This is a genomic window from Collinsella sp. SGI.095 (genome assembly GCF_050314535.1).
Classification (GTDB): domain Bacteria; phylum Actinomycetota; class Coriobacteriia; order Coriobacteriales; family Coriobacteriaceae; genus Collinsella.
Genome location: NZ_JBNPNG010000021.1, coordinates 1 through 23,131, shown reverse-complemented (window position 1 = coordinate 23,131; position 23,131 = coordinate 1). Strand labels below are relative to the sequence as shown.

General features: G+C 59.2%; 15 protein-coding genes and 1 tRNA gene. 8 read left to right on the top strand and 8 right to left on the bottom strand.

Going from position 1 to position 23,131, the window contains the following annotated elements:
- Positions 1-439: 439 nt before the first annotated feature.
- The 4 genes from ACQRCA_RS07480 to ACQRCA_RS07465 all read right to left on the bottom strand — a co-directional run bounded on the left by ACQRCA_RS07480 (position 440) and on the right by ACQRCA_RS07465 (position 5,192).
- Positions 440-514 (bottom strand) — tRNA-Gln (locus ACQRCA_RS07480).
- Between the two features lie 38 nt (positions 515-552).
- The gene (locus tag ACQRCA_RS07475) at positions 553-1,458 is read right to left on the bottom strand and encodes a peptidoglycan-binding domain-containing protein (RefSeq protein ID WP_427719734.1); all 906 of its coding nucleotides are present in this window, start codon (positions 1,456-1,458) and stop codon (positions 553-555) included.
- Positions 1,459-1,596: 138 nt separating this feature from the next.
- Positions 1,597-2,610, bottom strand: coding sequence for a polyprenyl synthetase family protein (locus ACQRCA_RS07470; RefSeq protein ID WP_427719733.1), 1,014 nt, complete (start codon positions 2,608-2,610; stop codon positions 1,597-1,599).
- 128 nt (positions 2,611-2,738) lie between these two features.
- A complete protein-coding gene (locus tag ACQRCA_RS07465; RefSeq protein WP_427719732.1) occupies positions 2,739-5,192 on the bottom strand; it encodes a PTS transporter subunit EIIC in 2,454 nt (817 codons plus the stop codon).
- A 224-nt stretch (positions 5,193-5,416) separates the two neighbouring features.
- Between ACQRCA_RS07465 and ACQRCA_RS07460 the strand changes: the two genes are divergently transcribed.
- From ACQRCA_RS07460 to ACQRCA_RS07440, 5 genes are all read left to right on the top strand, one after another.
- Positions 5,417-6,136, top strand: coding sequence for a GntR family transcriptional regulator (locus ACQRCA_RS07460; RefSeq protein ID WP_427719731.1), 720 nt, complete (start codon positions 5,417-5,419; stop codon positions 6,134-6,136).
- A gap of 276 nt (positions 6,137-6,412) precedes the next feature.
- Positions 6,413-7,729, top strand: coding sequence for an ABC transporter substrate-binding protein (locus ACQRCA_RS07455; protein WP_427719730.1), 1,317 nt, complete (start codon positions 6,413-6,415; stop codon positions 7,727-7,729).
- Between the two features lie 86 nt (positions 7,730-7,815).
- A complete protein-coding gene (locus ACQRCA_RS07450) occupies positions 7,816-8,670 on the top strand; it encodes a carbohydrate ABC transporter permease (protein WP_152073297.1) in 855 nt (284 codons plus the stop codon).
- A complete protein-coding gene (locus ACQRCA_RS07445) occupies positions 8,670-9,509 on the top strand; it encodes a carbohydrate ABC transporter permease (RefSeq protein WP_154515140.1) in 840 nt (279 codons plus the stop codon). The genes ACQRCA_RS07450 and ACQRCA_RS07445 overlap by 1 nt, the downstream gene beginning before the upstream one ends.
- 68 nt (positions 9,510-9,577) lie before the next feature.
- Positions 9,578-10,777 (top strand): ABC transporter ATP-binding protein, encoded by a 1,200-nt coding sequence (locus ACQRCA_RS07440; RefSeq protein WP_427719729.1) that lies wholly within the window; start codon positions 9,578-9,580, stop codon positions 10,775-10,777.
- A gap of 536 nt (positions 10,778-11,313) precedes the next feature.
- Here ACQRCA_RS07440 and ACQRCA_RS07435 read toward each other — a convergent pair.
- The 3 genes from ACQRCA_RS07435 to galE form a co-directional block, all read right to left on the bottom strand.
- Complete coding sequence (locus ACQRCA_RS07435) at positions 11,314-13,581, bottom strand: glycogen/starch/alpha-glucan phosphorylase (RefSeq protein WP_427719728.1); 2,268 nt, start codon at positions 13,579-13,581, stop codon at positions 11,314-11,316.
- A gap of 128 nt (positions 13,582-13,709) precedes the next feature.
- Positions 13,710-15,227: a 4-alpha-glucanotransferase gene (gene malQ / locus ACQRCA_RS07430; RefSeq protein WP_427719727.1), complete on the bottom strand. Its 1,518-nt coding sequence runs from the start codon at positions 15,225-15,227 to the stop codon at positions 13,710-13,712.
- 207 nt (positions 15,228-15,434) lie between these two features.
- Positions 15,435-16,496 (bottom strand): UDP-glucose 4-epimerase GalE, encoded by a 1,062-nt coding sequence (gene galE / locus ACQRCA_RS07425; protein ID WP_154515134.1) that lies wholly within the window; start codon positions 16,494-16,496, stop codon positions 15,435-15,437.
- A gap of 266 nt (positions 16,497-16,762) precedes the next feature.
- On the opposite strand from galE, the gene ACQRCA_RS07420 reads away from it, so the two are divergent.
- Complete coding sequence (locus ACQRCA_RS07420) at positions 16,763-17,968, top strand: PcsB-like coiled-coil domain-containing protein (RefSeq protein ID WP_427719726.1); 1,206 nt, start codon at positions 16,763-16,765, stop codon at positions 17,966-17,968.
- A 217-nt stretch (positions 17,969-18,185) separates the two neighbouring features.
- Here ACQRCA_RS07420 and murB read toward each other — a convergent pair whose 3' ends face one another.
- Positions 18,186-19,148 (bottom strand): UDP-N-acetylmuramate dehydrogenase, encoded by a 963-nt coding sequence (gene murB / locus ACQRCA_RS07415; RefSeq protein ID WP_427719735.1) that lies wholly within the window; start codon positions 19,146-19,148, stop codon positions 18,186-18,188.
- Between the two features lie 183 nt (positions 19,149-19,331).
- Here murB and ACQRCA_RS07410 point away from each other — a divergent pair, with 183 nt between their 5' ends.
- Both ACQRCA_RS07410 and ACQRCA_RS07405 read left to right on the top strand, forming a co-directional pair.
- Positions 19,332-20,360, top strand: a complete 1,029-nt coding sequence (locus ACQRCA_RS07410; RefSeq protein WP_427719725.1) for a LacI family DNA-binding transcriptional regulator — start codon at positions 19,332-19,334, stop codon at positions 20,358-20,360.
- A 204-nt stretch (positions 20,361-20,564) separates the two neighbouring features.
- Positions 20,565-23,093, top strand: coding sequence for a phosphoketolase family protein (locus ACQRCA_RS07405; protein ID WP_427719724.1), 2,529 nt, complete (start codon positions 20,565-20,567; stop codon positions 23,091-23,093).
- Positions 23,094-23,131 lie beyond the last annotated feature (38 nt).

Below are 23,131 nucleotides of genomic sequence, written 5' to 3'. Positions count from 1 at the left end.
TCACGTCCAAAACATCGAGGTTTGTGGCCTTCTTTGCGTGCGGAACTCGCGACAAACTTAATGCCCGGCCCGCCGGGGCCACGCGCCATTTTGTAGATGACGGCTCGCTTTTCGGAACGGGGCTGATATTTCTTGATGTAAGGCGCTCTTGGTCCTTTCGGGCTTGGGGCGTCTGTCTTTTGAGGGTGGATGAGCCGGCACTTTGGGAACGTCCCCAAGTGCCGGTTGAGATACGGAGAGCCCGTTGTTGATATGGGACGGAGGGATTCCGCGTCCGCCTGCCGGCGGCCGCGCCCCGCTGCGTCGCTCCGCTCCTTGCGTGCTGCGCTGGAAAACGCTTCGCGTTTCCTCAGCTCCGCACCCTTGCGGGTTCGAATCCCTCCGCATGCCCACAAGAAAGCGCCCCGGGCTGATGAAAGCCCGGGGCGCTCAGTTACCTTGGCTGGGACGGAGGGATTCGAACCCCCAACAGCCGGCACCAAAAACCGGAGTTCTACCGTTGAACTACGTCCCAATGTGTGGTGCTGCCCAAAAGCAGCTCGTCTAGTTTACCTAATCTGCGAGGGCATCGCAAACGCCATCGAGCAGGCGTACGGCGAGTGTCTGGGCGTCGCTTGCGGTGAAGGTTCCGTTGTAGCGCGTCATGCCCGTGAGCTCAATGCGGATGCGCGCGGGCTTTTGTTGCGCGGCGATATTGGCAGTGCGGATGCGCTGCGCCAGGTTGTGACATTCGGCAAGGGCAATCGTGGCGCGCGGCGCTGCATCTGCGGGCAGCCCATCGCTTGCGATCTCGAGTACCAGGTCCACGTCGGTCGGAACCTCGGAATCGCAAAGCATCATGCCGCTGTTGTCGGTCGTCGCCGTGGCGATGTTCCACATGCGCGATGCAACGCTGCGTGCGATGGGGTCCTCACCGATGACGGCAATCTGGAAGCGCTCGAGCACGTTGGCGGCGCGGGCAAAGCCGATGCGCGACTCGGCCTCGGTAACCGAGGGTTTGCCCTCCCACACGTGATGCAGACGGTTGATATAGGCGTAGGTATCCTGGAATGCCATGCCGTCGGCAAACAGGCCGACATTTTCTTGGAACTGCTGCAAGGCCGCCTCGGTGTGCGGGCCAAAGTAGCCGTCGTCCTCACCGCAGGCAAAACCCAAAACGTTGAGTGCCCTCTGCAGGGCCCGAACGTCGGCACCATGGAAATTGGGCATGCGCAGATAAAGCGTGCGGTCGCCCAGCTTATACGAGGCGTCTACCAGGGCGCTCCAACAGGGGATATCGACGGCGTAGCCAGCGGCAAGGCCGCTGTCGAGCCTAAAGGTGCCAACAGCCTGCTCGGTGGTGGTGCCAAAGCGCTTGTCGGCGACCTCGGCGTCATCGATTGTATAGCCGAGCTGCAGAAGGCGGGACTGGACGTCCTCGACGGCTGCTCCCTGCATGCCCGCTGTGATAGGTTCCATGAACGAGCCCCTTTCGGCGTACCATTCGTACTATTTGAGCGTGTGTCGGATAGACAACGCAAAGGGTTGCATAAACATGCACTCAACAGTGTAGCAAGTTGTACCCAAATGCGCTGCTGACAGGTTTTATAACCCCCGCTAGTTAAGGCGCTCCACAAAGAAATCTGCCATGGAGTCGAACAGCTCGCGTGCATGCGGGTCGAGCTCGACACCTTCGATAGCGGCCTTGGCCTTGGCAGTCAGGTTGAGTGCGTAAGTGTGGGCGAAATCGACAGAGCCGGTCTGCTGGAAGATCTCCACGGCGCGTGCGAGTTGCACGGGGTCCTCGGTGCCCGAGGAAAGGATTGCCTCGACTTCGTCGTGATAACGCTCGTCTGACAGGGCATGCACGGCGACGAGCGTGCGCTTGCCCTCTGTGATATCGGTGCGGAAGTCCTTGTTGGCGGCCTCCTTGGTGCCAATAAGGTTGAGCAGATCATCTTGGATCTGAAAGGCAAGGCCCGTGTGCAGGCCAAAGGCACGCAGCGCCTCAATCTGGTCTTCGCTGCCGCCACCGATAATGGCTCCGGAGGCAAGTGGCGTGGCTCCGCTGTAGTACGCGGTCTTGTGCGTCGCCATGTCCAGATAATCGTCGACCGAGATGTCAAAGCGCCCATCGCGGACCCAGCCCAGGTCGAGCGCCTGACCCTCGATGGTGCGAACGATCATCTCGGTGAGCTCGTGGAGCACGCGGAGCTTCACGTCTGCCTCGAGCGTGGGGTCGTCGAGAACCGTCTTGGTAACCATGGTGAGCGCTAGGTCGCCGCAGTTGATGGCAAGTCCCGTACCCTCAGTAAGGTACATACAGGGCTTGCCGCGGCGCAGCTGGCCGTTGTCGGCGATGTCGTCATGGATAAGCGCTCCCGACTGAAAGTGCTCGATGGCCGCCGCCGCGCTTCGGGCGCTCTCAAAGCTGCCGCCTACCGCGGTGGCGGCGAGCATGCAGATGAGCGGGCGGTGGCGCTTGCCGGCATTGGCCGTAAATGCCGAGAGCGGCGCGTACAGGTAGCGCTCGATATCGGCAGAGGTCGCCTGTCCGTCAAAGAACGTGGCCAGATAGTCGTTAATCTGGTCAAAATGCTGGGCTAAAAAGCTGGTAAACGGACTGGACACGGGTTCTCGCATTCTTTCTTAGGTTGCATCGTTGCGTTATGCAGACAACATATTGCCACATTAGGGCATCGAGCGCGGCGGTTGAAGACGATTGAGCCATGTTGTCGCAAATGCGGCAAGAGGCGCGGCTAGATAAGTCCAAAGTGCTCGAGCGCGGTGACGACGCCGTCGTGGTCGAAGCTGTCGGTGACGTAGTCGGCCTTTTCCTTGAGGAAGTCCGGCGCGTTGCCCATGGCGACGCCAACATCGACCGCCTCCATGAGGGCGATGTCGTTGCTTGCGTCGCCGATGCCGTACACAGTGCCGTGATCTGGCCCCAGGGCGTCAAGCACGGCCTTGATTCCGGCCCGTTTGGTGCACTCGCGAGGCGAGATTTCCGTGACCTCGAGTTCGAGCTCGTTGAGGCAGAGCAGAGGCTCAAGCTCTCCATCTTGGGCGATGCGGTTGGCGAGCGGTGTGGACATAAGAATTTTATAAGCGTTGTAGTGCTTGAGTTGCGTGACGGCGTCGCCCACGGTGCGCGCGTATCCGCACGTCTCGGGGGCATCTGCGCTCATGCGCACGACGCGATCGATGCCCTCAAAGCGAATGACCTCACCCGATTGTTCGAGATAGGGGGCGAGGCGCTGTAGCAGACCGGGGTTTATGGCCGCATTTCGTACGATGCGCCCCTCGAGTTCGGCGTAGCCGCCTGCGAGACATACGATGCCCGCCCACGGCAGCTCGAGCAGCTTGGGATGGATGCAGCTGAGGGTGCGCCCCGTGCAGATAAAGGCTTTGTTGCCGTTGGCGACAAACGTGCGAATTGCCCGTGCAACCGTTTCGTTGGGATAGGGGGAAAGGTCTCGCTCGCCCTCGGGGAGCTCTTGGGCAAGTTTGGGATCTTGCCAGGCAAGCGTACCGTCGATGTCGAAGAAGCAGATATTGCCATGCTTTTTGGCGTCATCGGCGGCATGAGAAAGCGGGGTGGCAAATGCAAAACCCGGTTCGAGTCCCATAATCCGATCAAAGTGCTCTTTGACGCGGGGGACCGAGACGCCGATGATTACCTGGGCGGTCTTGCCGGTGACGATGAGGCCTTTGGCGCCCGCTGCGACAAAGGTTGCGTTGTCCGCGACGATAGAAGGGTCCGCGACTTCGACGCGCAGCCGCGTGGCGCAGTTGGTTGCGCCCACAATGTTGGAGACGCCGCCCAGAAGCGCCACAACCTGCTCGGCGAGCAGACGATCTTGTGATGCCTGGCAGTCGGAAGCGCCGGCTTCGGATAAGCGCTTTTCGTCAACGTCGTTTCCCGTCAAGCGCGAGAGCGCCGTGTTGCTGGCAATGTAGTCCTCGCGTCCCGGGGTTTTAAGGTCAAAGGTCAGGATAAGACCTCGAAAGCTCAGAAAGAAGATGACGCTAAAGACGAGTCCGATTCCGAGTGCCAAAAGGTAGGAGCCGGCATGCGTCCGCATGAGCGGGATAAAGTTGAAGGCAGCCATCTCCATAAGGCCACCCGAGAAGATGCCGACGACGCCAAAGAAGTTCATGGCCATGGCAAGGCAGGAGGATAGGACGGCGTAGAGCAAAAAGAGTCCGGGATAGGTGAACATAAAGAGAAACTCGAGCGGCTCGGTGACGCCGCAGACCATCGAGGCGACGATGGCGGGCAGAAGGATGGCCTTGAGGCTGGCACGGCGTTCGGGCTTGGCCGTGGTGTAGAACGCTCCGGCGATGGCGGGAAGACCAAAGAGCTTGACCCAACCGGTGGCGGTGAAACCAGCCCAGGGCGCTAGCTCGTTGAGGGGGCGCGTGCTGTGCGAGAGGATGGGAAGCAAGTTGGTCCACGTGGCGTAGATGCCATCGGTAATAACCAAATTGTCGTAGTAGATTGGCATGTAGAGCAGGTGATGCAGCCCCACGGGCTCGAGTGCTCGCTCTAAAAACACAAAGGCGCCCACGCCGAAGGGACCGACGCCCGTAAGTGCATGGCGCAGTGTTTCGGTCATTGCGTATACGATGGGCACGATGGCGGCCGAGATAGCGGCAAGGGCGAATACGGCAAAAAAGCTAATGAGGTAGACCAGCGAGGAGCCCGAGAAAGTACCGAGCCAATCGGGAACCTTGGCATCGTAGAAGCGGTCATGGATGGCGACGACGGTGGCCGATACCGCCAGCGGGCCGATAATGCCGGTGTCGAGCGTCTTGATGCCGTCGATGACGGTGATGCCGCTGGCGGAGGTCAAAGACGACGGGTACTTAAGTCCAAGGTTGTCGCCGCTCAGCTTAATGATCTCGCTCAAAAAGAAGCAATAGGCAAAATAGGCCACGAGTGCCTCGAAGCAGCAGCGCGCCGGTTGCTTTTGGGCAAGGCCGATGGGCAGTGCTACGGCAAAAAGCAGTGGGAGGCGTTTAAAGACCGTCCACGAGCCGCGCTGGATGATAGCCCAAAAAACATACCAAGGGGTTCCGTATACGGCGAGGTCGCCGACGATGTCCGCAGACGTTGCGAGGGCGGAGACGCCGACCATAAGGCCCGATATGGAAAACAGCATGGCGGGCGCGAACATTGCCCCGCCAAAACGTTGGATTTTCTGCAGCATAATATGCCTTCCGGATGCAACATGCTGTGCGAGCAAGAACGTTTAAACAATGAACTCATTGTAGAGGACTGGCTGCTTGCCGCATTGACGGTTTTGATTCGGTCCGATTTGGGTGCCGGGGGAACCGTCGACGGTAAATAATCCGTGCTTTGCCGATAGACGGTTTAAACAACCCCAAGAAATGCTATCGTGCCTAGCCATACATATTCATTAGAGGTGAAGCCATGCCAAAAGCGATTTACGAAGGAATCTACCGCGAGATCCGTTCGCGCATCATTAACGGGACCTATGCGTTTCAGGAGATGCTGCCAACCGAAGCCGAACTGACCGCAGAGTTCGACTGCACGCGCAATACCGTCCGCCGCGCCTTGAGCATGCTGGCCGACGAGATGTTTGTGCAGCCCATACACGGCAAGGGCGTACGCGTTATTTGGCTCAAGGGCGAAACCGACATGTTGGGCGCACTCGAGGAAGTCGAGTCGTTTGGCGAATTTGCAAAGCGCAACAATGCCGTTGCATCGACGGACGTTAAGTCCTTTGAACATCTGGTCTGCACCGAGCAGCTCTCTCGTCGCCTGGGCTTTAAGGTGGGCGAGGAGCTGATTCGCGTAGTGCGTGTCCGAAGCCTCAACGGCAGCGCGCGCCAAGTGGACCATGGCTACTTTTTGGAGTCGATCGCCAAGGGTCTGACCCCCGAGATCGCGGCAGAATCTATCTACGACTATCTGGAGCACAAGCGCGGCATCAAAGTGATGGCAAGTCGCCGTACGGTGAGTGTCGAGCTCGCCAACGATGAAGACTGTAGCTATCTTGACCTCGGCAAATACAACTGCGTTGCCGTCATGGAGAGTCAGTCGTACACCTCGGACGGCATCTTGTTCGAGGTGACGCATGCTCGTACACACCCCGAGATCTTCCATTACCGCATCAATTCCAAGCGATAGGTAACAGACGCATAAGCTTGCGTTCCGATATGAAGCGCCCCGTGCGGTCGATGGGATATCGGCCGCACGGGGCGCTTTAATTGTTTAGACAATATTTGTCAAGTACGAATGTATCAGGAACCGTTCACCGAAGGTTTTCTACCGCTCTAACAATACTTGTTCAAACAACTGGCCAAATAGCGTATTGTAAAAATCAGAAAAAGGGGCAAAGTCCCCGAACCAATCTCCGAAGGCGGCGGCAAAGGGTGCCGCCACGGTGTGAAAGGGTGGATTGTAATGAAGAACGAAATGAGCAGAAGGCAGTTCCTGGGCTTCGCTGGCTCCGCGGCCACGGTCTTTGGCCTGGGTCTCGTGGGCTGCGGTGGCTCCGCCGGCTCCGGCTCCTCTGCTTCTGGTGACGCTGCCGAGGTCTACTTTCTCCAATTCAAGCCCGAGGTCGACAAGGAGTGGAAGGAGATCGCCAAGGCGTACAAGGAGGAGAAGGGCGTCGAGGTCAAGATCGTGACCGCCGCCTCCAACACCTACGAGGAGAAGCTCAAGTCCGAGATGTCCAAGAGCTCCGCTCCGACCCTGTTCCAGGTCAACGGCCCCACCGGTCTTAAGAACTGGAAGGATTACTGCGCCGACCTGTCCGATACCAAGGTCCGCGGTGAGCTCATTGACGACTCCCTGGCTCTGCAGTCCGATGGCAAGGATCTGGGTATCGACTGGGTCCAGGAGAGCTACGGCATCATCTACAACAAGGAGCTGCTCGAGAAGGCTGGCTACAAGGCCGAGGACATCAACTCCTTCGACAAGCTGAAGGCTTGCGCCGATGACATTCAGGCCCGCAAGGACGAGCTTGGTGTTGAGGGCGCCTTTACTTCCGCCGGCATGGATGACTCCTCCAGCTGGCGCTACACCACCCACCTCGCCAACCTCCCGCTCTACTACGAGTTCGAGAAGGAGCACAACCAGGAGGATGACGAGATTAAGGGCGAGTATCTCGACAACTTTAAGCAGATCTTCGACTTGTACATCACCGACTCCACCTGCGATCCTTCGCAGCTTGCCTCCAAGACCGGCGACGACGCTACCAACGAGTTCGCAACCGGCAAGGCCGTCTTCTATCAGAACGGCTCTTGGGCCTACGCCGACCTCATCAAGGCCGGCATGACCGACGATCAGATTGGCATGATGCCCATCTACATCGGTGTCGACGGCGAGGAGAACCAGGGCCTGTGCTCCGGCGGCGAGAACTACTGGTGCGTGAGCTCCCAGGCTTCCGAGGATGCCCAGAAGGCTACCGAGGACTTCATGTATTGGTGCGTCACTTCTGACACTGCCACCAGCATCATCGCTGACAAGATGGGTCTGACTGCCCCGTTCAAGAGCGCCAAGGACACCACCAACGTCTTCTCGCAGCAGGCTGTTGCCATGGCTAAGGACGGCAAGAAGACCGTCGCTTGGGACTTCGTTTACATCCCCTCTGAGGAGTGGAAGAAGAACCTCAAGCAGGCTCTGATTGCCTATGCTGCCGATAACACCAAGTGGGACGGCGTCAAGAACGCCTTCGTCGATGGCTGGAAGACCGAGAAGGCTGCTTCCGAGTAAGCAGTTGCTGCCCAAGCTATCTGATTAGCGACAGGGGCGGGCAGACGTCGGTTTGCCCGCCCCCTGCATATTGAAAGGACCCTTCTATGGGCAAAGCACTCAAGCGCTGGTGGCCGCTCTTTATGCTGCCCACGTGCCTGGCGTTTATGATCGGGTTCGTGATCCCCTTTATCCAGGGTTTCTATCTCTCGTTCTGCCAGTTTATTACCATTAACAACACGCACTTCGTCGGTATCGAGAACTACGTGCGTGCACTGTCCGATCCGCAGTTTGCCACGTCGTTCTTCTTTACGGTGGCGTTTGCTTTCCTGTCGACGGTGCTCATCAACGTGATCGCCCTCGCCATCGCGCAGGCGCTCACCCGCAAGGCGCTCAAGGGCACCAACATCTTCCGTACGATCTTCTTCATGCCTAACCTGATCGGCGGCATCGTGCTGGGCTACATTTGGCAGATTCTGATCAACTGCCTGCTCTCCAACATCGGTGCCGACCTTATCGCCCTTAACTCTGCTGCTGGCTTCTGGGGCCTTATCATCCTGACCCTGTGGCAGCAGGTCGGCTACATGATGATCATCTACATCGCCGGTCTGCAGTCCATTCCGTCCGACTACATCGAGGCCGCCAAGGTCGACGGCGCTACGGCATGGCAGACGTTTTGGAAGGTTAAGATCCCCAACCTGATGCCGACGATCACCATCTGCCTGTTCCTGTCCATCACCAACGGCTTTAAACTGTTCGACCAGAACCTCGCCCTTACCGGTGGCGCCCCGGCGCACTCCACCGAGATGCTCGCCCTGAACATCTACAACACGTTCTATTCGCGTGCTGGCATCGCATGGCAGGGCATCGGTCAGGCCAAGGCGGTTATCTTCTGCATCCTGGTCGTCGCTATTTCCATGATCCAGCTTAAGGCCACGAGGTCCAAGGAGGTGCAGCAGTAATGAAACGCGATAAGGCTATCAACCGTGCGCTCTCGATTTTCTTTACGATCCTGTCGCTCGCATGGATTTACCCCGTGTTCATGATTGCGCTCAATTCCTTTAAGAAAGGGACCGCAATCAGCACCACCACGGCATTCGATCTGCTCACGCCCGAGACGTTCAACGGCCTTGCAAACTACGTGCACGCCCTTAACGAGCAGGGCTTTGCCTCGGCGTTTATGTACTCGCTCATCATCACGGTCACGTCGGTCGTGCTGATCTTGGTGTGCTGCTCCATGTGCGCTTGGTATGTGGTGCGCGTCAACAGCAAGATCTCGAACTTCTTCTATTACCTGTTCGTGTTCTCGATGGTCGTACCGTTCCAGATGCTCATGTTCACGCTGTCCAATTTGGCGGACCGCATCGGCTTCAACACGCCGTTCAACATCTGCTTTATTTACCTTGGATTTGGCGCGGGCCTAGCGGTCTTTATGTTCGCCGGCTTTGTAAAGAACATCCCGCTCGAGATCGAGGAGGCGGCCATGATCGACGGCTGCAACCCGGTCCAGGTGTTCTTTAAGATCGTCCTTCCCATCATGAAGCCCACCTATCTTTCGGTCGGCATTCTCGAGACCATGTGGGTCTGGAACGACTATCTGCTGCCCTACCTCACCCTCGACTCCACCAAGTACAAGACCATTCCTATCTTGATCCAGTACTTCCGCGGCGGCTACGGTCACGTCGAGCTCGGCCCCATGATGGCCTGCATCATGATGGTCGTTGTCCCCATCGTCCTCATGTACATCCTCTGCCAGAAGTACATCATCGACGGCGTGGTGGCAGGTGCCGTCAAGGGCTGATGCCGTAACTGTTTTGCAAGTTTCTGCGGCGCCCCTCAGCGTGGCGCCGCGTATCGAAAGGTAGAGACATGGCCGAGATAGTTCTCAAGCATGTTCAGAAGGTGTATCCCAACAACGAGTCCAAAAAGAAGGGCTTCTTTGGCAAAAAGAAGAAGACCGAGGAGAAGAAGCACAACCTCAAGGTTACCGAGGATGGCGTGCTCGCTGTAGAGGACTTCAACCTCACTGTTCACGACCAGGAGTTTATCGTCCTCGTTGGTCCCTCTGGCTGCGGTAAGTCCACGACGATGCGCATGGTTGCCGGCCTGGAGGACATTACCTCGGGCGACGTGCTCATCGACGGCAAGCGCGTCAACGACGTGGCACCCAAGGACCGTGACATTGCCATGGTGTTCCAGAGCTACGCTCTGTACCCCAACATGACAGTGTACGAGAACATGGCGTTTACGCTTGAGCTCAAGAAGGTCCCCAAAGACGAGATTGACCGCAAGGTTCGCTCCGCTGCCGAGATTTTGGGTATCACCGAGTACCTCGACCGTAAGCCTAAGGCGCTTTCGGGCGGCCAGCGTCAGCGCGTTGCCATCGGCCGCGCCATCGTGCGTGACCCCAAGGTATTCCTGATGGACGAGCCGCTGTCCAACCTGGACGCCAAGCTTCGTAACCAGATGCGTGCCGAGCTCATTAAGCTTCGCCACGAGATCAAAGGCACATTCATCTATGTTACCCACGACCAGACCGAGGCTATGACCCTCGGCGACCGCATCGTGGTCATGAAGGACGGCGTTGTTCAGCAGATCGCCACGCCGCAGGAGGTCTTCAACCATCCCGCGAACATCTTTGTCGCCGGCTTCATCGGCGTGCCGCAGATGAACTTCTTCGATGCCCAGCTGGTGCGCTCGGGCGAGGGCTTTACCGTCAAGACCGACGACATGAATGTCGCACTGGCCCCCGAGACCTGCGCTCAGCTTGCGCTTAACTGGGACGGCGGGGATATGAAGGAGATCACGGCCGGCGTGCGTCCCGAGCAGATTCTGCTTGCCGACAAGGGCGAGGAGGGTGCGCTTCAGGGCACCATCGAGGTCACCGAGCTCATGGGTTCGACCGAGCACGTTCATGTGACGTCTCCCGACGGCCAGTTTGTCCTGATCATCCCTGTCGTCGACCTCGAGGCCAGGGGTTCGCTCAAGGCCGGCGACCCCATCTGGTTCAAGTTCGAGAAGAATGCGACCCACCTTTTCGATAAGGTCTCTGGCAAGAACCTTATCTAGACCCGATTCAATCAGGCCCTCCTTTTGGGCGACTGCGGTTTTGCCATCCTTTTGCCGTAGTCACATATAAGGCGCCCCTCTCGTCCGCTGAGCGAGAGGGGAGCCTTTCTTTGTGCTGGGGCTGTCTGGCCGGTCGTTTGTCTCGATCTGTAACAGGTAGGGCCGATTTCGGACGTTAGATGTTACAGATCGAGATTGAGTTGAGTCGACTGTCCTTTCATCTCAATCCGTAACACGAGAGGCTGATTTCGGCAGCTACATGTTACAGAACGAGATTGTTTAGCCGGCTTATCCATTTGTCTCGATTTGTAACAGTAAGGGCGGATTTCGGACGTTAGATGTTACAGATTGAGATGAACCCTGGGGAAAGGACCGGTTTGTCTTGATCTGTAACAGGTGGGACCGTTTTTGCCGAGTAGGTGTTACAGATTGAGATGATTTAGTCGAGGCGGCTCACAGGAGCATCGCCTGGGCACAAAAAGCGGAGCCGCGTTGCCGCGACTCCGCTTTCAAAAGGATGGGTAATGGAAGCGAAATTAGCTCAGGTGCCAAATCTCGTCGTTGTACTGGGAGATTGTGCGGTCGGACGAGAAAGTGCCGGCGTTGGCGATGTTGATCAGCGCCTTGCGCATCCAAGCGTCCCGGTCCTCGTAGTCTGCCAGCACGCGCTCCTTAGTCTGGATGTACTCCTCAATGTCGAGCAGGGACATAAACCAGTCCTTGCCCTTGATGTCGTCGTGCAGACGCTGCAGGCGCTCCGCGTTGCCGGTCGCCATAAAAGCGGGGTTGGTAATAAAGTCCACCAGTAGCTTAATACCGGGCTTGAGGTAGAGCGTGCCGGCGTTATAGCTGCCGTCGGCGTAGAGCTGCTCGACCTGTTTGGACGAGGCGCCAAAGGTGTAGATGTTCTCGTCGCCCACGAGCTCGGCGATCTCGACATTGGCGCCGTCGAGCGTGCACAGGGTCAAAGCACCGTTGAGCATGAACTTCATGTTGGAGGTGCCGCTCGCCTCCTTGGAGGCCAGGCTGATCTGCTCGGAGATGTCGGCGGCGGGAATCACGCGCTCGGCAGCGGTGACGTTATAGTTCTCGATCATGACGACTTGCAGGTAGGGAGCCACGTCGGGATCGTTTGCGATCCACTGCGACAACGTCAGGATCAGATGGATGATGTCCTGGGCGATAGTGTAGGCAGGTGCCGCCTTGCCGCCAAAGATGATGGTGACGGGGTGCTTAGGTCTATTGCCGTTCTTGATGTCGAGGTACTTCCAGATGATGTAGAGCGCGAGCATCTGCTGGCGCTTGTACTCGTGGATACGCTTGACCTGAACATCGATGATCGCGTTGGAGGGAATGGTCACGCCCTGCTCGAGCGCCATGAACTGGCGCATGATGGCCTTGGCCTCGGCCTTGGTGGCGGCCAGGCGCTCAAGAACGTCCTTGTCGTCGGCGAATTCGGCGAGCTTGCTCAGGTCGCCGGTGCTGCGCCAATCGGTGCCAATCACATCGTCGAGCAGGCTGCCGAGCGCGGGGTTGGCACCATGAATCCAGCGGCGGAAGGTGATGCCGTTGGTCTTGTTGGAGAACTTTTCGGGATAGATCTCGTAGAACGGGCGAAGCTCGGTGTCCTCCAGGATCTTGGTGTGGAGTGCGGCGACGCCATTGATGGAGAAGCCAAAGTGAATGTCCATGTGGGCCATATGGACGGTGCCGTACTCGTCGATGATGGCGACACGCGGGTCGCCATGCTCGGCCTTGGCAATCTCATCGAGTTTGACGATGATGTCGGCGATGGCGGGGGAGACCTTCTGCAGGCTGGTGAGCGGCCATTTCTCGAGCGCCTCGGCAAGGATCGTGTGGTTGGTGTAGGCGACCATGGAGCGTACGATGGTCACGGCCTCGTCAAACTCGATGTCGTGCTCGGTGGTGAGCAGCCGGATGAGCTCGGGAATGACCATGGTGGGGTGCGTATCGTTAATCTGGACCACGGCGTAGTCGGCCAGATCGTGCAGGTTGCTGCCGCGTTCTACGGCCTCGTCGATCAGGAGCTGGGCGGCATTGCTCACCATGAAGTACTCCTGGTAGATGCGAAGCAGGCGGCCCTGCTCATCGGAGTCATCCGGATAGAGGAACAGGGTGAGGTTCTTGGCGATCTCGGTCTTGTCGAAGTCGATGGAGCTGCCGGGGACCAGGCCGTCGTCGACGCTTGCCAGGTCGAACAGGCGTAGGCGGTTTTTGGTGGGCTGGCCATAACCGGGCACATCGATGTTGACGAGCTTGGAAGTAACGGCAAAATCACCGAACTCGACGGTGTAGGAGCGGTCGTCATCGATCAGGATGTCCTGCTCGCCGAGCCACTCGTCGGGGACGGCCTTCTGCTGGTTGTCGGCAAAGCGCTGACGGAACAGGCCGTAATGGTAGTTGAGGCCCACGCCGTCGCCGGTAAGGCCCAGCGTGGCAATGGAATCCAGGAAGCATGCGGCCAGGCGGCCCAGGCCGCCGTTGCCGAGCGAAGGCTCGACCTCGAACTCCTCGATCTTGTTGAGGTCGTGGCCGGCGGCGACGAGCTGGTCCTTAACCTCGTCATAGATGCCGAGGTCGATCATATTGTTGATGAGCAGCTTGCCGATCAAAAACTCGGCAGAGATGTAGTAGAGCTTTTTCTTGCCGTTGTTGAGCGGACAGGCGGCAGAGCGCTCCTGCACGAGCTTGACCAGCAGCTTATAAATACGACGGTCATCGAGCTGCTCGAGCGAGGTGCCAAAGGACTGCTCGGCGAGTTCTGCGAGGCTTATACGGGGCATGTTTCCTCCTGTGGTGAGTCGACTACATGTCAGAAATTCAAAAGAAGCCCGCGCGAGGGATTGGGATGGCCTCGCGCGGGAAAAGCGGTCGCGTCCACACGGTGGGGTGGGGTCGGGCGCGGTGGCTCCTATTGGGGAAGCTCGATTTCGGCTTCCGACGGGATGCGGAAGTAGGTCTCGGTCCAGTCGGTGAGCTTGCGCTCGAGTTCGCGGGTGATGGCGCCATCAAGCATGCGCCACGTCCAGTTACCGCCCAGGGTGGCGGGGGTGTTAATGCGCGCCTCGTTGCCCAGATTGAGCAGGTCCTGCATGGTGTAGATGCAGGTATCGCTCACGCTGGCGGCGATGGTGCGGTTGAGCGCGTCGGCCATGGACTCGCCTGCCTGCTGGTGGGTGTACAGTGCCGCCTGCTCGCGCTGACGCGGGGTGGCCGTTCCCTCATACCAGCCGCGTGCCGTTTCGTTGTCATGCGTTCCGACGTAGGCGACGGTGTTGGCAATGTAGTTGTGGGGCAGATAGTAGGAGTTGCTGCCTTCAAAAGCGAACTGCAGAATCTTCATGCCGGGGAAGCCCGTGGTGTCGCGCATGTCGATGACGCCGGGGGTAAGAAAGCCCAGGTCTTCGGCAATGATGGGAAGCGTGCCGAGCTTTTCCTTGAGCACCTTGAAGAGCTTGAGGCCGGGTCCCTGCGTCCATGAACCATATGACGAATCGGGAGAGGAGAACGGCACCTCCCAAAAGGCTTCAAAGCCGCGGAAGTGGTCCAGACGGATGATGTCGTACATGTCGAGGGCAGCACGGACGCGGTCTTCCCACCAGGAGAAGCCGTCTGCTTCCATAGCATCCCAGTCATAGATGGGGTTGCCCCAGTACTGGCCGGTGGCCGAGAACTGATCAGGCGGCGTTCCCGCGACGCTGACGGGATTGCCGGCGGCGTCGATCTTAAAGAGCTCGGGCGTGGCCCACATCTCGACGGAGTCGCGCGAGACATAGATGGGCAGGTCGCCGATGATCAGGATGTCGTGCTCGTTGGCATAGGCCTTGAGGCGGCTCCACTGGCGATCGAAGAAATACTGCGTCATCTGGTGGTAGAGCATGCGCTCGGGATGGGTGGCGCAGACCTTGGCGGATGCCTCGCCGCGGCGGCGGAGCTCCTCGGGCCACTCCCAAAAGGCTTTGAGTCCGCACTCCTCCTTCACGGTCATAAACTCGCAGTAGGGAATGAGCCAGTCCTCGTTTGCTTGGATAAAGTCGTCGAAATCGGCCGGCTTGTCGGCAGCAAAGCGCTCAGCGGCTCGATCGAGAATCTGACGGCGGCCAACAAAGATGGCACCGTAGTCGACGTTGCTGGGGTCGGAACCAAGGAAGACGCCGTCGATGTCACGCTGCTCCAGATAGCCGGCTTCGATAAGCTCGGCAAAGTCGATCAAGTTGGGGTTGCCTGCGCGGGCCGAGAACGACTGATAGGGCGAATCGCCATAGCTGGTCGTCGTAAGGGGCAGGATTTGCCAGTAATGTTGTTTGCACGAGGCGAGAAAATCGACGAAGTCGTAGGCATTCCAGCCAAAGCCGCCGATTCCGTATGGTCCGGGCAGAGATGAGACGGGCATGAGGACGCCGCTTGCACGCTCCATGAATGCGCTCACCAACCTTCTTGTTGTGGGGTCGGCCTGCCGATGGGTGTGCAGTCCGCCTCCGATGTTCTGATTCGATACACCTATTGTATACATGTTGTTTAAACATGTATAGGCAAGATAAAAAAGTTGGTCGATTTTCGGCGAATGGTTACATGCCATGAAAAAGCCCCGGTCTCACATCGTGAGATCGGGGCAAGAACGGTATGTAGGTTTTTGCTACTCGGCGTCGGCGAAGCCGTTGGGGTTGTGGCTCTGCCAGTTCCAGCTGTCGCGGCACATGTCCGCGATGTCGTACTGTGCCTTCCAACCCATCATGCGCTCGGCCTTGGAAGCGTCGCACCAGTTGGCGGCGATGTCGCCGGCGCGGCGCTCGCGAATCACGTAGGGCAGCTCTTTGCCACAGGCCTTGGAGAAGGCGGCGACGACCTCGAGCACCGAGGTGCCGGTGCCGGTGCCTAGGTTAAAGATCTCGACGCCGGTCTTGCCGTTCATCCAGTTGAGGGCGGCCACATGGCCCGATGCCAGGTCACACACGTGGATGTAGTCGCGCACACCGGTGCCGTCGGGGGTGGGGTAGTCGTTGCCAAAGACCTGAACGGCCTCGAGCTTGCCCACGGCAACCTGCGCGACATAAGGCACCAGGTTGTTGGGGATGCCCTTGGGGTCCTCGCCGATCAGGCCCGACGGATGTGCGCCGATGGGGTTGAAGTAGCGGAGCAGCACAACGTTCCACTCGGGGTCGGCGGTGTGAACGTCCATAAGGATCTGCTCAATCATCCACTTGGTCCAGCCATAGGGGTTGGTCGCAGGCTTCTTGGGGTCTTCCTCGGTGACGGGCGGGTTATCCGGATCGCCATAGACGGTCGAGGAGCTCGAGAAGATGATGGACTTGCAGCCATGGTTGCGCATAACGTCGACGAGCACCAGGGTGTTCTCGATGTTGTTGTGATAGTATTCGACGGGCTTGCTCACCGACTCGCCGACGGCCTTAAAGCCGGCGAAGTGGATGACGCGGTCGATCTGATGGGTATCGAAGATCTTGTTCATGGCATCGCGGTCGAGCACGTTGGCCTCGTAGAAGGTGAGGTTCTTGGCGGCCTTGTCGCCCACGATGGTCTTGACACGGTCGACGGCGACGGCGCTGGAGTTGGAGAGGTCGTCGACGATGACGACCTGGTAGCCACCCTCGAGCAGCTGAACGACGGTGTGCGAGCCGATAAAGCCGGCGCCACCGGTTACGAGGACGCAGGTGTCTTTGGGGTCGAGTGCTTTGGACATGTAGTCTCCTATCGAATCAGGAACACTTCCTGAGGGAGTATAGCGCAGGCAGGGGCACCCAAAACGTGCAGGGCAGGAAAAGCAGACGAACATGCTAACGTACTCATGGAAATGTTTGGCGTGGGCATAACCTTGACTTTGACGTTTGCATACGAGCCGCCGACCATGGGGTTTCCTGCCGTTCGTGGAAATCGTTGGGACGCGTCGGATGTACGCTAATATGTATGAGTTGAGCGACATATAAATAAACATGTAACGGAGTAGATATGTCACCAAACAGCGATTCCATCCTTTCCCAGGAGCTTTCGCGTCGCACTGCCCTCAAGGCCTTGTTCGGCGCCGCTTCTGCAGCCGTTCTTTTTGGTCTGCCCGCTCGCGCCCATGCTGCGGAGGCCACCAAGGAAACCACCGACAAGCTCAATGCGGCCCAGGCTCAGCTTGACGAGGTCCAGGCCCAGCTCGACAGCATCGCAAATGAATACGCGGCGCTGGCCAACAAGAACGCCCAGACCCTCAACGATATCGAGAGCGTACAGGGCCAGATTGACAGCACGCAGGCGCAGATTGACGAAAAGAAGGCCGAGCTCAAAAAGAAGCGCGGCGATCTTTCCGATCGCGTTTCCGCCAACTATAAGTCGGGCGGCACCAACATCCTGTCGCTGCTGCTCGCCTCGGGCTCGTTTGAGGAGCTCGTCGCCAATGCGCACTATGTTGAGAAGATCAACAAGAGCGACCGCGACGCCATCGAGGATATCCAGACCATCCAGAAAGAGCTCGATACGCAGAAGTCCGAGCTCGAGTCGCAAAAAGCCGACTTAGAGAAGCTCAAGGACCAGCAGACTGCCCAGATGCAGGACATGCAGGCCAAGCAGCAAGAGGTCCAGACGGTTCTGAACGGCCTCTCCGACGACGTCAAGGAGCTCATGGCTCAGCGCGATTCCGAGATTCTCGCTGCCGCCCAGGCTGAGGAGGCTGCCAAGAAGGCCGCCGCTGCTGCAGCTGCCGCAAACAAGAACAATTCCTACTCGGGTGGTTCAAACTCGGGTGGCGGATCGTATGCGCCCGGAAATCCGCAACAGAATGCCGGCTCGGGCAAGCAGCAGGCTGTCGTCAACGCATGCTACTCCACGCCTTCGCCTGGCCTAAACTGGTGCGCCGCCTGGGTCACCAACGTCTTCCGCAACGCCGGCGTGGGCTACTTTGGCGGCAACGCGTGCGACATGTTTAACGCCTGGTGCTACAGCTCCGATCGTTCGGCGCTGCAGGTGGGCATGATCGTGGCCGACTCGTCGCACAGTGGCACCGGTATGCCGGGTCTGCTGTACGGACACGTGGGCATCTATGTTGGCGGCGGCATCGTTATGAGTAACGAGGGCGCCATCACGTCGAGGTCGCTTGACTCGTTCATTAGCTTTTACGGCACTGGCTCTGGCGTGCGCTGGGGCTGGCTTGGCGGTATTGCGCTGTCGTAGCTGCGGCTTGGTCCGGGACAGTCCGAGAGGCATAAGGTTGCCTGCTCGGGCAGTCCTGCTCGCGCGGAGAGCACATTAAGTGCTCTCCGGCTCGTGCGGAACTCGCGATCAACCTTATGCCTCTCGGACTGTCCCGGCCCTCACGGGTCCTGAGCACGACACACCGGACTGGGTTATCTGAATAAATATGGTGAAGGCCCCTTTCGGGGCCTTCACTTTATAAAAATTCGCCTACTCGGTGGACTTCGGGTTCTAGGTCTACGCCGAATTGGTCTTTGACGGTTGCTTGGATGTCGCGGATGAGTTCGTCGACGTCGGCGGCGGTGGCGTGGTCGGCGTTGACGATGAAGCCGCAGTGCTTTTCGCTCACCTGGGCGCCGCCGACAGCGTGGCCGCGCAGCCCGGCGTCCATGATGAGCTTGCCGGCAAAGTGGCCCTCGGGGCGCTTGAAAGTGGAGCCGGCGCTCGGCATGTCGAGCGGCTGCTTGTCCTCGCGGCGTTGGCGGTAGTCGTCCATGTCGGCCTTGATCATCGCGGCGTTGCCCGGGGCGAGATTGAAGGTGGCCGAAAGCACGATGAAGCCGTCGTCGGCGATGCGGCTCTTGCGATAGCCCAGATTGAGCTCGTCGACATCGAACTCGATGATGTTGCCGCTACCGCGGGTGCCGTCGTCGAGCATGCGGGCGGGCTTGTAGACGCGTACAGACTCCAGCACGTCGGCCATGCAGGCACCGTAGGCGCCGGCGTTCATGTAGCAGGCGCCGCCGACCGATCCGGGGATGCCCGAGATGGGCTCCATGCCGGTGAGACCGGCCTCGGCTGCCGCGGCCGCAACATCCGAAAGCAGCGCACCGGCTGCTGCCGTAACGTGCGTGCCGTCGACGGTAATGTCGGAGAGGCCCTCGCCTAGCGCTACGACGACGCCGCGTATGCCCTTGTCGCCGACGAGTAGGTCGGAGCCGTTGCCCAAGATGGTGAGTGGCAGATCGCAGCGATAGCAGGTATCGAGCGTGGCGACGAGGCCCTGCTCGGTGTCGGGCGTGACAAAGACGTCGGCCGGGCCGCCAATCTTAAACGTGGTGTGCTCGCGCATGGGCTCGCTCATCAACACGTTGTCCTCGCCGGCAACGCCAGCGAGCGCGCACAGCAGGTCCTCGTTAAAAAAGTCGTTCTCGTGCATCCGAATATCCGCCTTTTGGTGGTCGTTGTCATCAATCGATTGCAATATACCCCACCTGGACGTATTTGGTGCGCTGGCGGCGATAAAACAGCCGTCTACCGGATTGGTAAAGTGTTTATCATCGAGGTAGAGGGACAGTCGCTATACTTTCAAGAGATTGCGCGTAAACCCGGAAGGAGCGAGATGGCCAACAAAGTCACCCTCAAGCAGATCGCCCAGGAGGTGGGGCTTTCCCCCTCGTCGGTCTCGCTTGTTCTCAACAATCGGCCTTGTCGCATCTCGGAAGAAAACCGCAAGCTCATCAAGGAGGTCGCGGCGCGCAACCACTATGTTCCCAACCAGATTGCGCGCAGCCTGGTCATGCGCGAGTCACGCACCCTGGGTCTTATCGTCCCCAACATCGAGAGCCGATTTTTTGCCTCACTTGCCGGTAGCTTGGAAAAGCGCTGCCGCGAGGACGGCTATGCGCTCTTTATTACCAGCTCGGGCGGAAGCGCCGACGATGACTTGGAACTGCTGCGCCAGCTGGTGACGCGCGGCGTCGATGGTGTCTTCCTGGTGGTAGGCGACGAGTTCTCGGACGACCGTGCCCTGCGCGAAGAGGTCAGCCATCTACCCATCCCTGCCGTGATGGTCGACCGCGCCATTGAGGGGCTCGAGTGCGACAAGGTGATGTTCGACCACGAGATGGGTGGCTATATGGCTACCCGCTATCTGATCGAGCAGGGCCACCGTCGCATTGCCTGCTTGGTTAATGCGCGTCGTTCCAATACGGGTCGCAAGCGACTTGCCGGCTATGAGCGCGCGCTGCGCGAGGTTGGCCTGCCTATCGACGCGCGTTTGGAGTTTGAGAGCGAGTACTACATTCCGAGCGCCTACGAGGCCTCGGAGGCGGTGCTCGTAACCGACGCCACTGCCATATTCGCGAGCTCGGACAACATTGCCCTCGGTCTGCTCAAGCGTTTGCACGAGATGGGGAAGAGCATCCCGGGCGATATTTCGGTGGTGAGCTATGACAACTCGGCGGCCGACGTTCTCTTTGAGCCGGCGCTGACCGCCATTGAGCAGGATCCTGGTGTCCTCGCGGAACATGCTTTTGGCTGCATGTCCAAGCGTCTTGCCGGTAGGGGCGGTAGGCGTGCCGAAGAGGTCGTCCTGGAGCCGGCGCTTATCGTTAAGGGCAGCGTGCTCGAGCTTACTAAACATAACTAAACACGTTTATCAATTTGCAGAGACCGAATGTGGAGCACCTGTGGCAGACAATGCTGCAGGTGAATGTCGCGTTTTGTTGATCGATGTGATTGATAAGGGTGATAAAACGTTTTTTCAGCATGATAAAACGTTTTAGCAAATATACTAGTCCCAACGAATGGTTGCCGTATTGGAGGGCGACCGCACAGCGGAGGGACATAAACAATGGCTAAAACACTGGGGACGCCGTGGAAAAAGCTGGGCCACGAGGTGCCGGCTTCCGAGCTCGAGGGCGTCGACCTGTATTGGCGTGCATCGAATTATCTGTCCGTCGGTCAGATCTACCTTCGCTCTAACCCGCTCATGCGCCCCGACTTTGTCGATGAGAAAACCGGCGAGGTGCGCGACTTTGGTCGCCCGGACGTTAAGCACCGCCTGGTCGGTCACTGGGGCACCACGCCTGGCATCAACTTCCTGTTCGGTCATGTCAACCGCCTCATCGCCGACCACAACCAGAACGCGATCTTCTTGATGGGCCCGGGTCACGGTGGCCCCGCTGGCACCGCCCAGTCGTTGCTCGATGGTACCTACCGCGAGATTCGCCCCGACATTACCAATGACGAGGCCGGCCTGCAGAAGTTCTTCCGCCAGTTTTCCTACCCCGGCGGTATTCCGAGCCATTTTGCGCCCGAGACGCCTGGCTCCATCCACGAGGGCGGCGAGCTCGGCTACACGCTCAGCCACGCCTACGGTGCCGTCATGGATAACCCGAGCCTGCTGGCCGTGGCTGTGGTGGGCGACGGCGAGTCCGAGACCGGTCCGCTCGCGACCTCTTGGCAGTCTAACAAGCTCGTGAACCCGGCAACCGATGGTATCGTCCTGCCGATCCTGCACCTCAACGGCTACAAGATCGCCAACCCCACCATTCTTGCCCGTGTGTCCGACGAGGAGCTCGCCAAGTTCTTTGAGGGCATGGGCTATAAGCCGCATTTCTTTGTCGCCGGCTTTGACGACGAGAGCCATGCGAGCATTCATGCGCGTTTCGCCGCCCTGTTCGAGCAGGTCTTCGATGAGATCTGCGACATCAAGGCCACCGCTATGGCTCAGGCCACTGCGGGCGAGACCGTGGTCCGTCCGGCCTATCCCATGATCGTGTTCCGTACGCCCAAGGGTTGGACCTGCCCCAAGCAGATTGATGGCAAGAAGACCGAGGACTCCTGGCGCGCCCATCAGGTGCCGCTCGCGAGCGCCAAAGATACCCACGAGCACTTCCGCGTGCTGCGCGAGTGGCTGCGCTCCTACAAGCCCGAGGAGCTCTTTACGCCCGAGGGCCAGGTGCGCCCCGAGGTGACGGCCTTTATGCCGACCGGCGAGCTGCGTATCGGCGCCAATCCCAACGCGAACGGCGGCAAGGTACGCCGCGAGCTCGAGCTTCCCGATATTCACGCTCACGAGATCCCCGTCGCAAGTAAGGGCCACGGCTGGGGCTCCACCGAGGCCGCCCGCGTCTTTGGTGAGTACACTGCCGATGTTCTGGCCAAGAACATGGATGATTTCCGCATCTTCGGTCCCGACGAGACCGCGTCCAACCGCCTGCAGGCTGCCTATAAGGTGACCAAGAAGCAGTGGGATGCCGGTTTCTACGAGGACGATGCCAACGACGAGCTGCTGGCCGGTTCCGGTAAGGTTGTCGAGCAGCTGTCCGAGCACCAGTGCGAGGGCTTCCTCGAGGCCTACGTGCTCACCGGCCGCTCCGGTGTGTGGAGCTCCTACGAGAGCTTTGTCCACGTGGTCGATTCCATGGTCAACCAGCACTGCAAATGGCTCGAAGCAACCAAGCGCGAGATTCCGTGGCGCGCTCCTATCAGCGGCCTCAATATTTTGCTGTCGAGCCATGTCTGGCGCCAGGACCACAACGGCTTTTCGCACCAGGACCCCGGCTTTATCGACCTGCTGCTCAACAAGGCCAACGACACGCATGTCGTGAATGCTTATTATCCGGCCGATGCCAATATGGCCCTTGCTGTGGCCGAGCGCGTCTACCAGTCCACCGACTGCGTCAATGCCATCTTCTGTGGCAAGCAGCCCGCCCCCACCTTCCAGACGGTCGACGAGGCCAAGTCTGAGCTCGCCGAGGGCGTAGCGACCTGGGAGTGGGCATCGACTGCCGACTCGCTCGCCGAGGCCGACGTCGTGGTCGCTACTTGCGGCGACGTGCCGACGCTCGAGGCACTGGCCGCAACCGATATGCTGCGCGGGCTGGGCATCAAGGTCTGGTTTGTCAACGTAGTCGATCTGCTCAAGATCCAGAATGTCTGCGAGAACGACCAAGCCATCAGCGATGAGCGCTGGGCTGAGCTGTTTGGCTGCGGCGAGAAGCCCGTGCTCTTCGCATTCCACGCCTATGCCGGCACGATTCGCCGTCTGATCTGGAACCGCCCCGGCCACGATGCCTTCCGCGTTCACGGCTACGAGGAGAAGGGCTCCACGACCACGCCGTTTGACATGCTGCGCCTGAACAACATGGACCGCTGGGCCCTGGCCGCCGACGTGCTGCGCATGGTTGACGCCGATAAGTTTGCCGAGCAGATTGATGAGTGGGAGGCCTTCCGCACCGAGGCCTTTGAGTTCGCGTGCGACGAGGGCTTCGATCACCCGGCCTTTACCGACTGGGTCTGGCCCGACGCCGCAGCCGCAACCGCTGCCGACGGCGTACTCTCCGCAACGCAGCTAACTGCCGGCGACAACGAATAGCATCCGGGACGGTCTCGCGCTGGGGCCGCCTCCGGGCG

Bases quoted from the DNA above. Each gene is read 5' to 3' on its own strand.
- ACQRCA_RS07440 (WP_427719729.1), top strand. From the start codon at position 9,578: ATGGCCGAGATAGTTCTCAAGCATGTTCAGAAGGTGTATCCCAACAAC.
- ACQRCA_RS07420 (WP_427719726.1), top strand. From the start codon at position 16,763: ATGTCACCAAACAGCGATTCCATCCTTTCCCAGGAGCTTTCGCGTCGC.
- murB (WP_427719735.1), bottom strand. From the start codon at position 19,148: ATGCACGAGAACGACTTTTTTAACGAGGACCTGCTGTGCGCGCTCGCT.
- ACQRCA_RS07410 (WP_427719725.1), top strand. From the start codon at position 19,332: ATGGCCAACAAAGTCACCCTCAAGCAGATCGCCCAGGAGGTGGGGCTT.
- ACQRCA_RS07445 (WP_154515140.1), top strand. From the start codon at position 8,670: ATGAAACGCGATAAGGCTATCAACCGTGCGCTCTCGATTTTCTTTACG.
- ACQRCA_RS07450 (WP_152073297.1), top strand. From the start codon at position 7,816: ATGGGCAAAGCACTCAAGCGCTGGTGGCCGCTCTTTATGCTGCCCACG.
- ACQRCA_RS07435 (WP_427719728.1), bottom strand. From the start codon at position 13,581: ATGCCCCGTATAAGCCTCGCAGAACTCGCCGAGCAGTCCTTTGGCACC.
- ACQRCA_RS07475 (WP_427719734.1), bottom strand. From the start codon at position 1,458: ATGGAACCTATCACAGCGGGCATGCAGGGAGCAGCCGTCGAGGACGTC.
- galE (WP_154515134.1), bottom strand. From the start codon at position 16,496: ATGTCCAAAGCACTCGACCCCAAAGACACCTGCGTCCTCGTAACCGGT.
- ACQRCA_RS07405 (WP_427719724.1), top strand. From the start codon at position 20,565: ATGGCTAAAACACTGGGGACGCCGTGGAAAAAGCTGGGCCACGAGGTG.
- ACQRCA_RS07460 (WP_427719731.1), top strand. From the start codon at position 5,417: ATGCCAAAAGCGATTTACGAAGGAATCTACCGCGAGATCCGTTCGCGC.
- ACQRCA_RS07455 (WP_427719730.1), top strand. From the start codon at position 6,413: ATGAAGAACGAAATGAGCAGAAGGCAGTTCCTGGGCTTCGCTGGCTCC.
- ACQRCA_RS07465 (WP_427719732.1), bottom strand. From the start codon at position 5,192: ATGCTGCAGAAAATCCAACGTTTTGGCGGGGCAATGTTCGCGCCCGCC.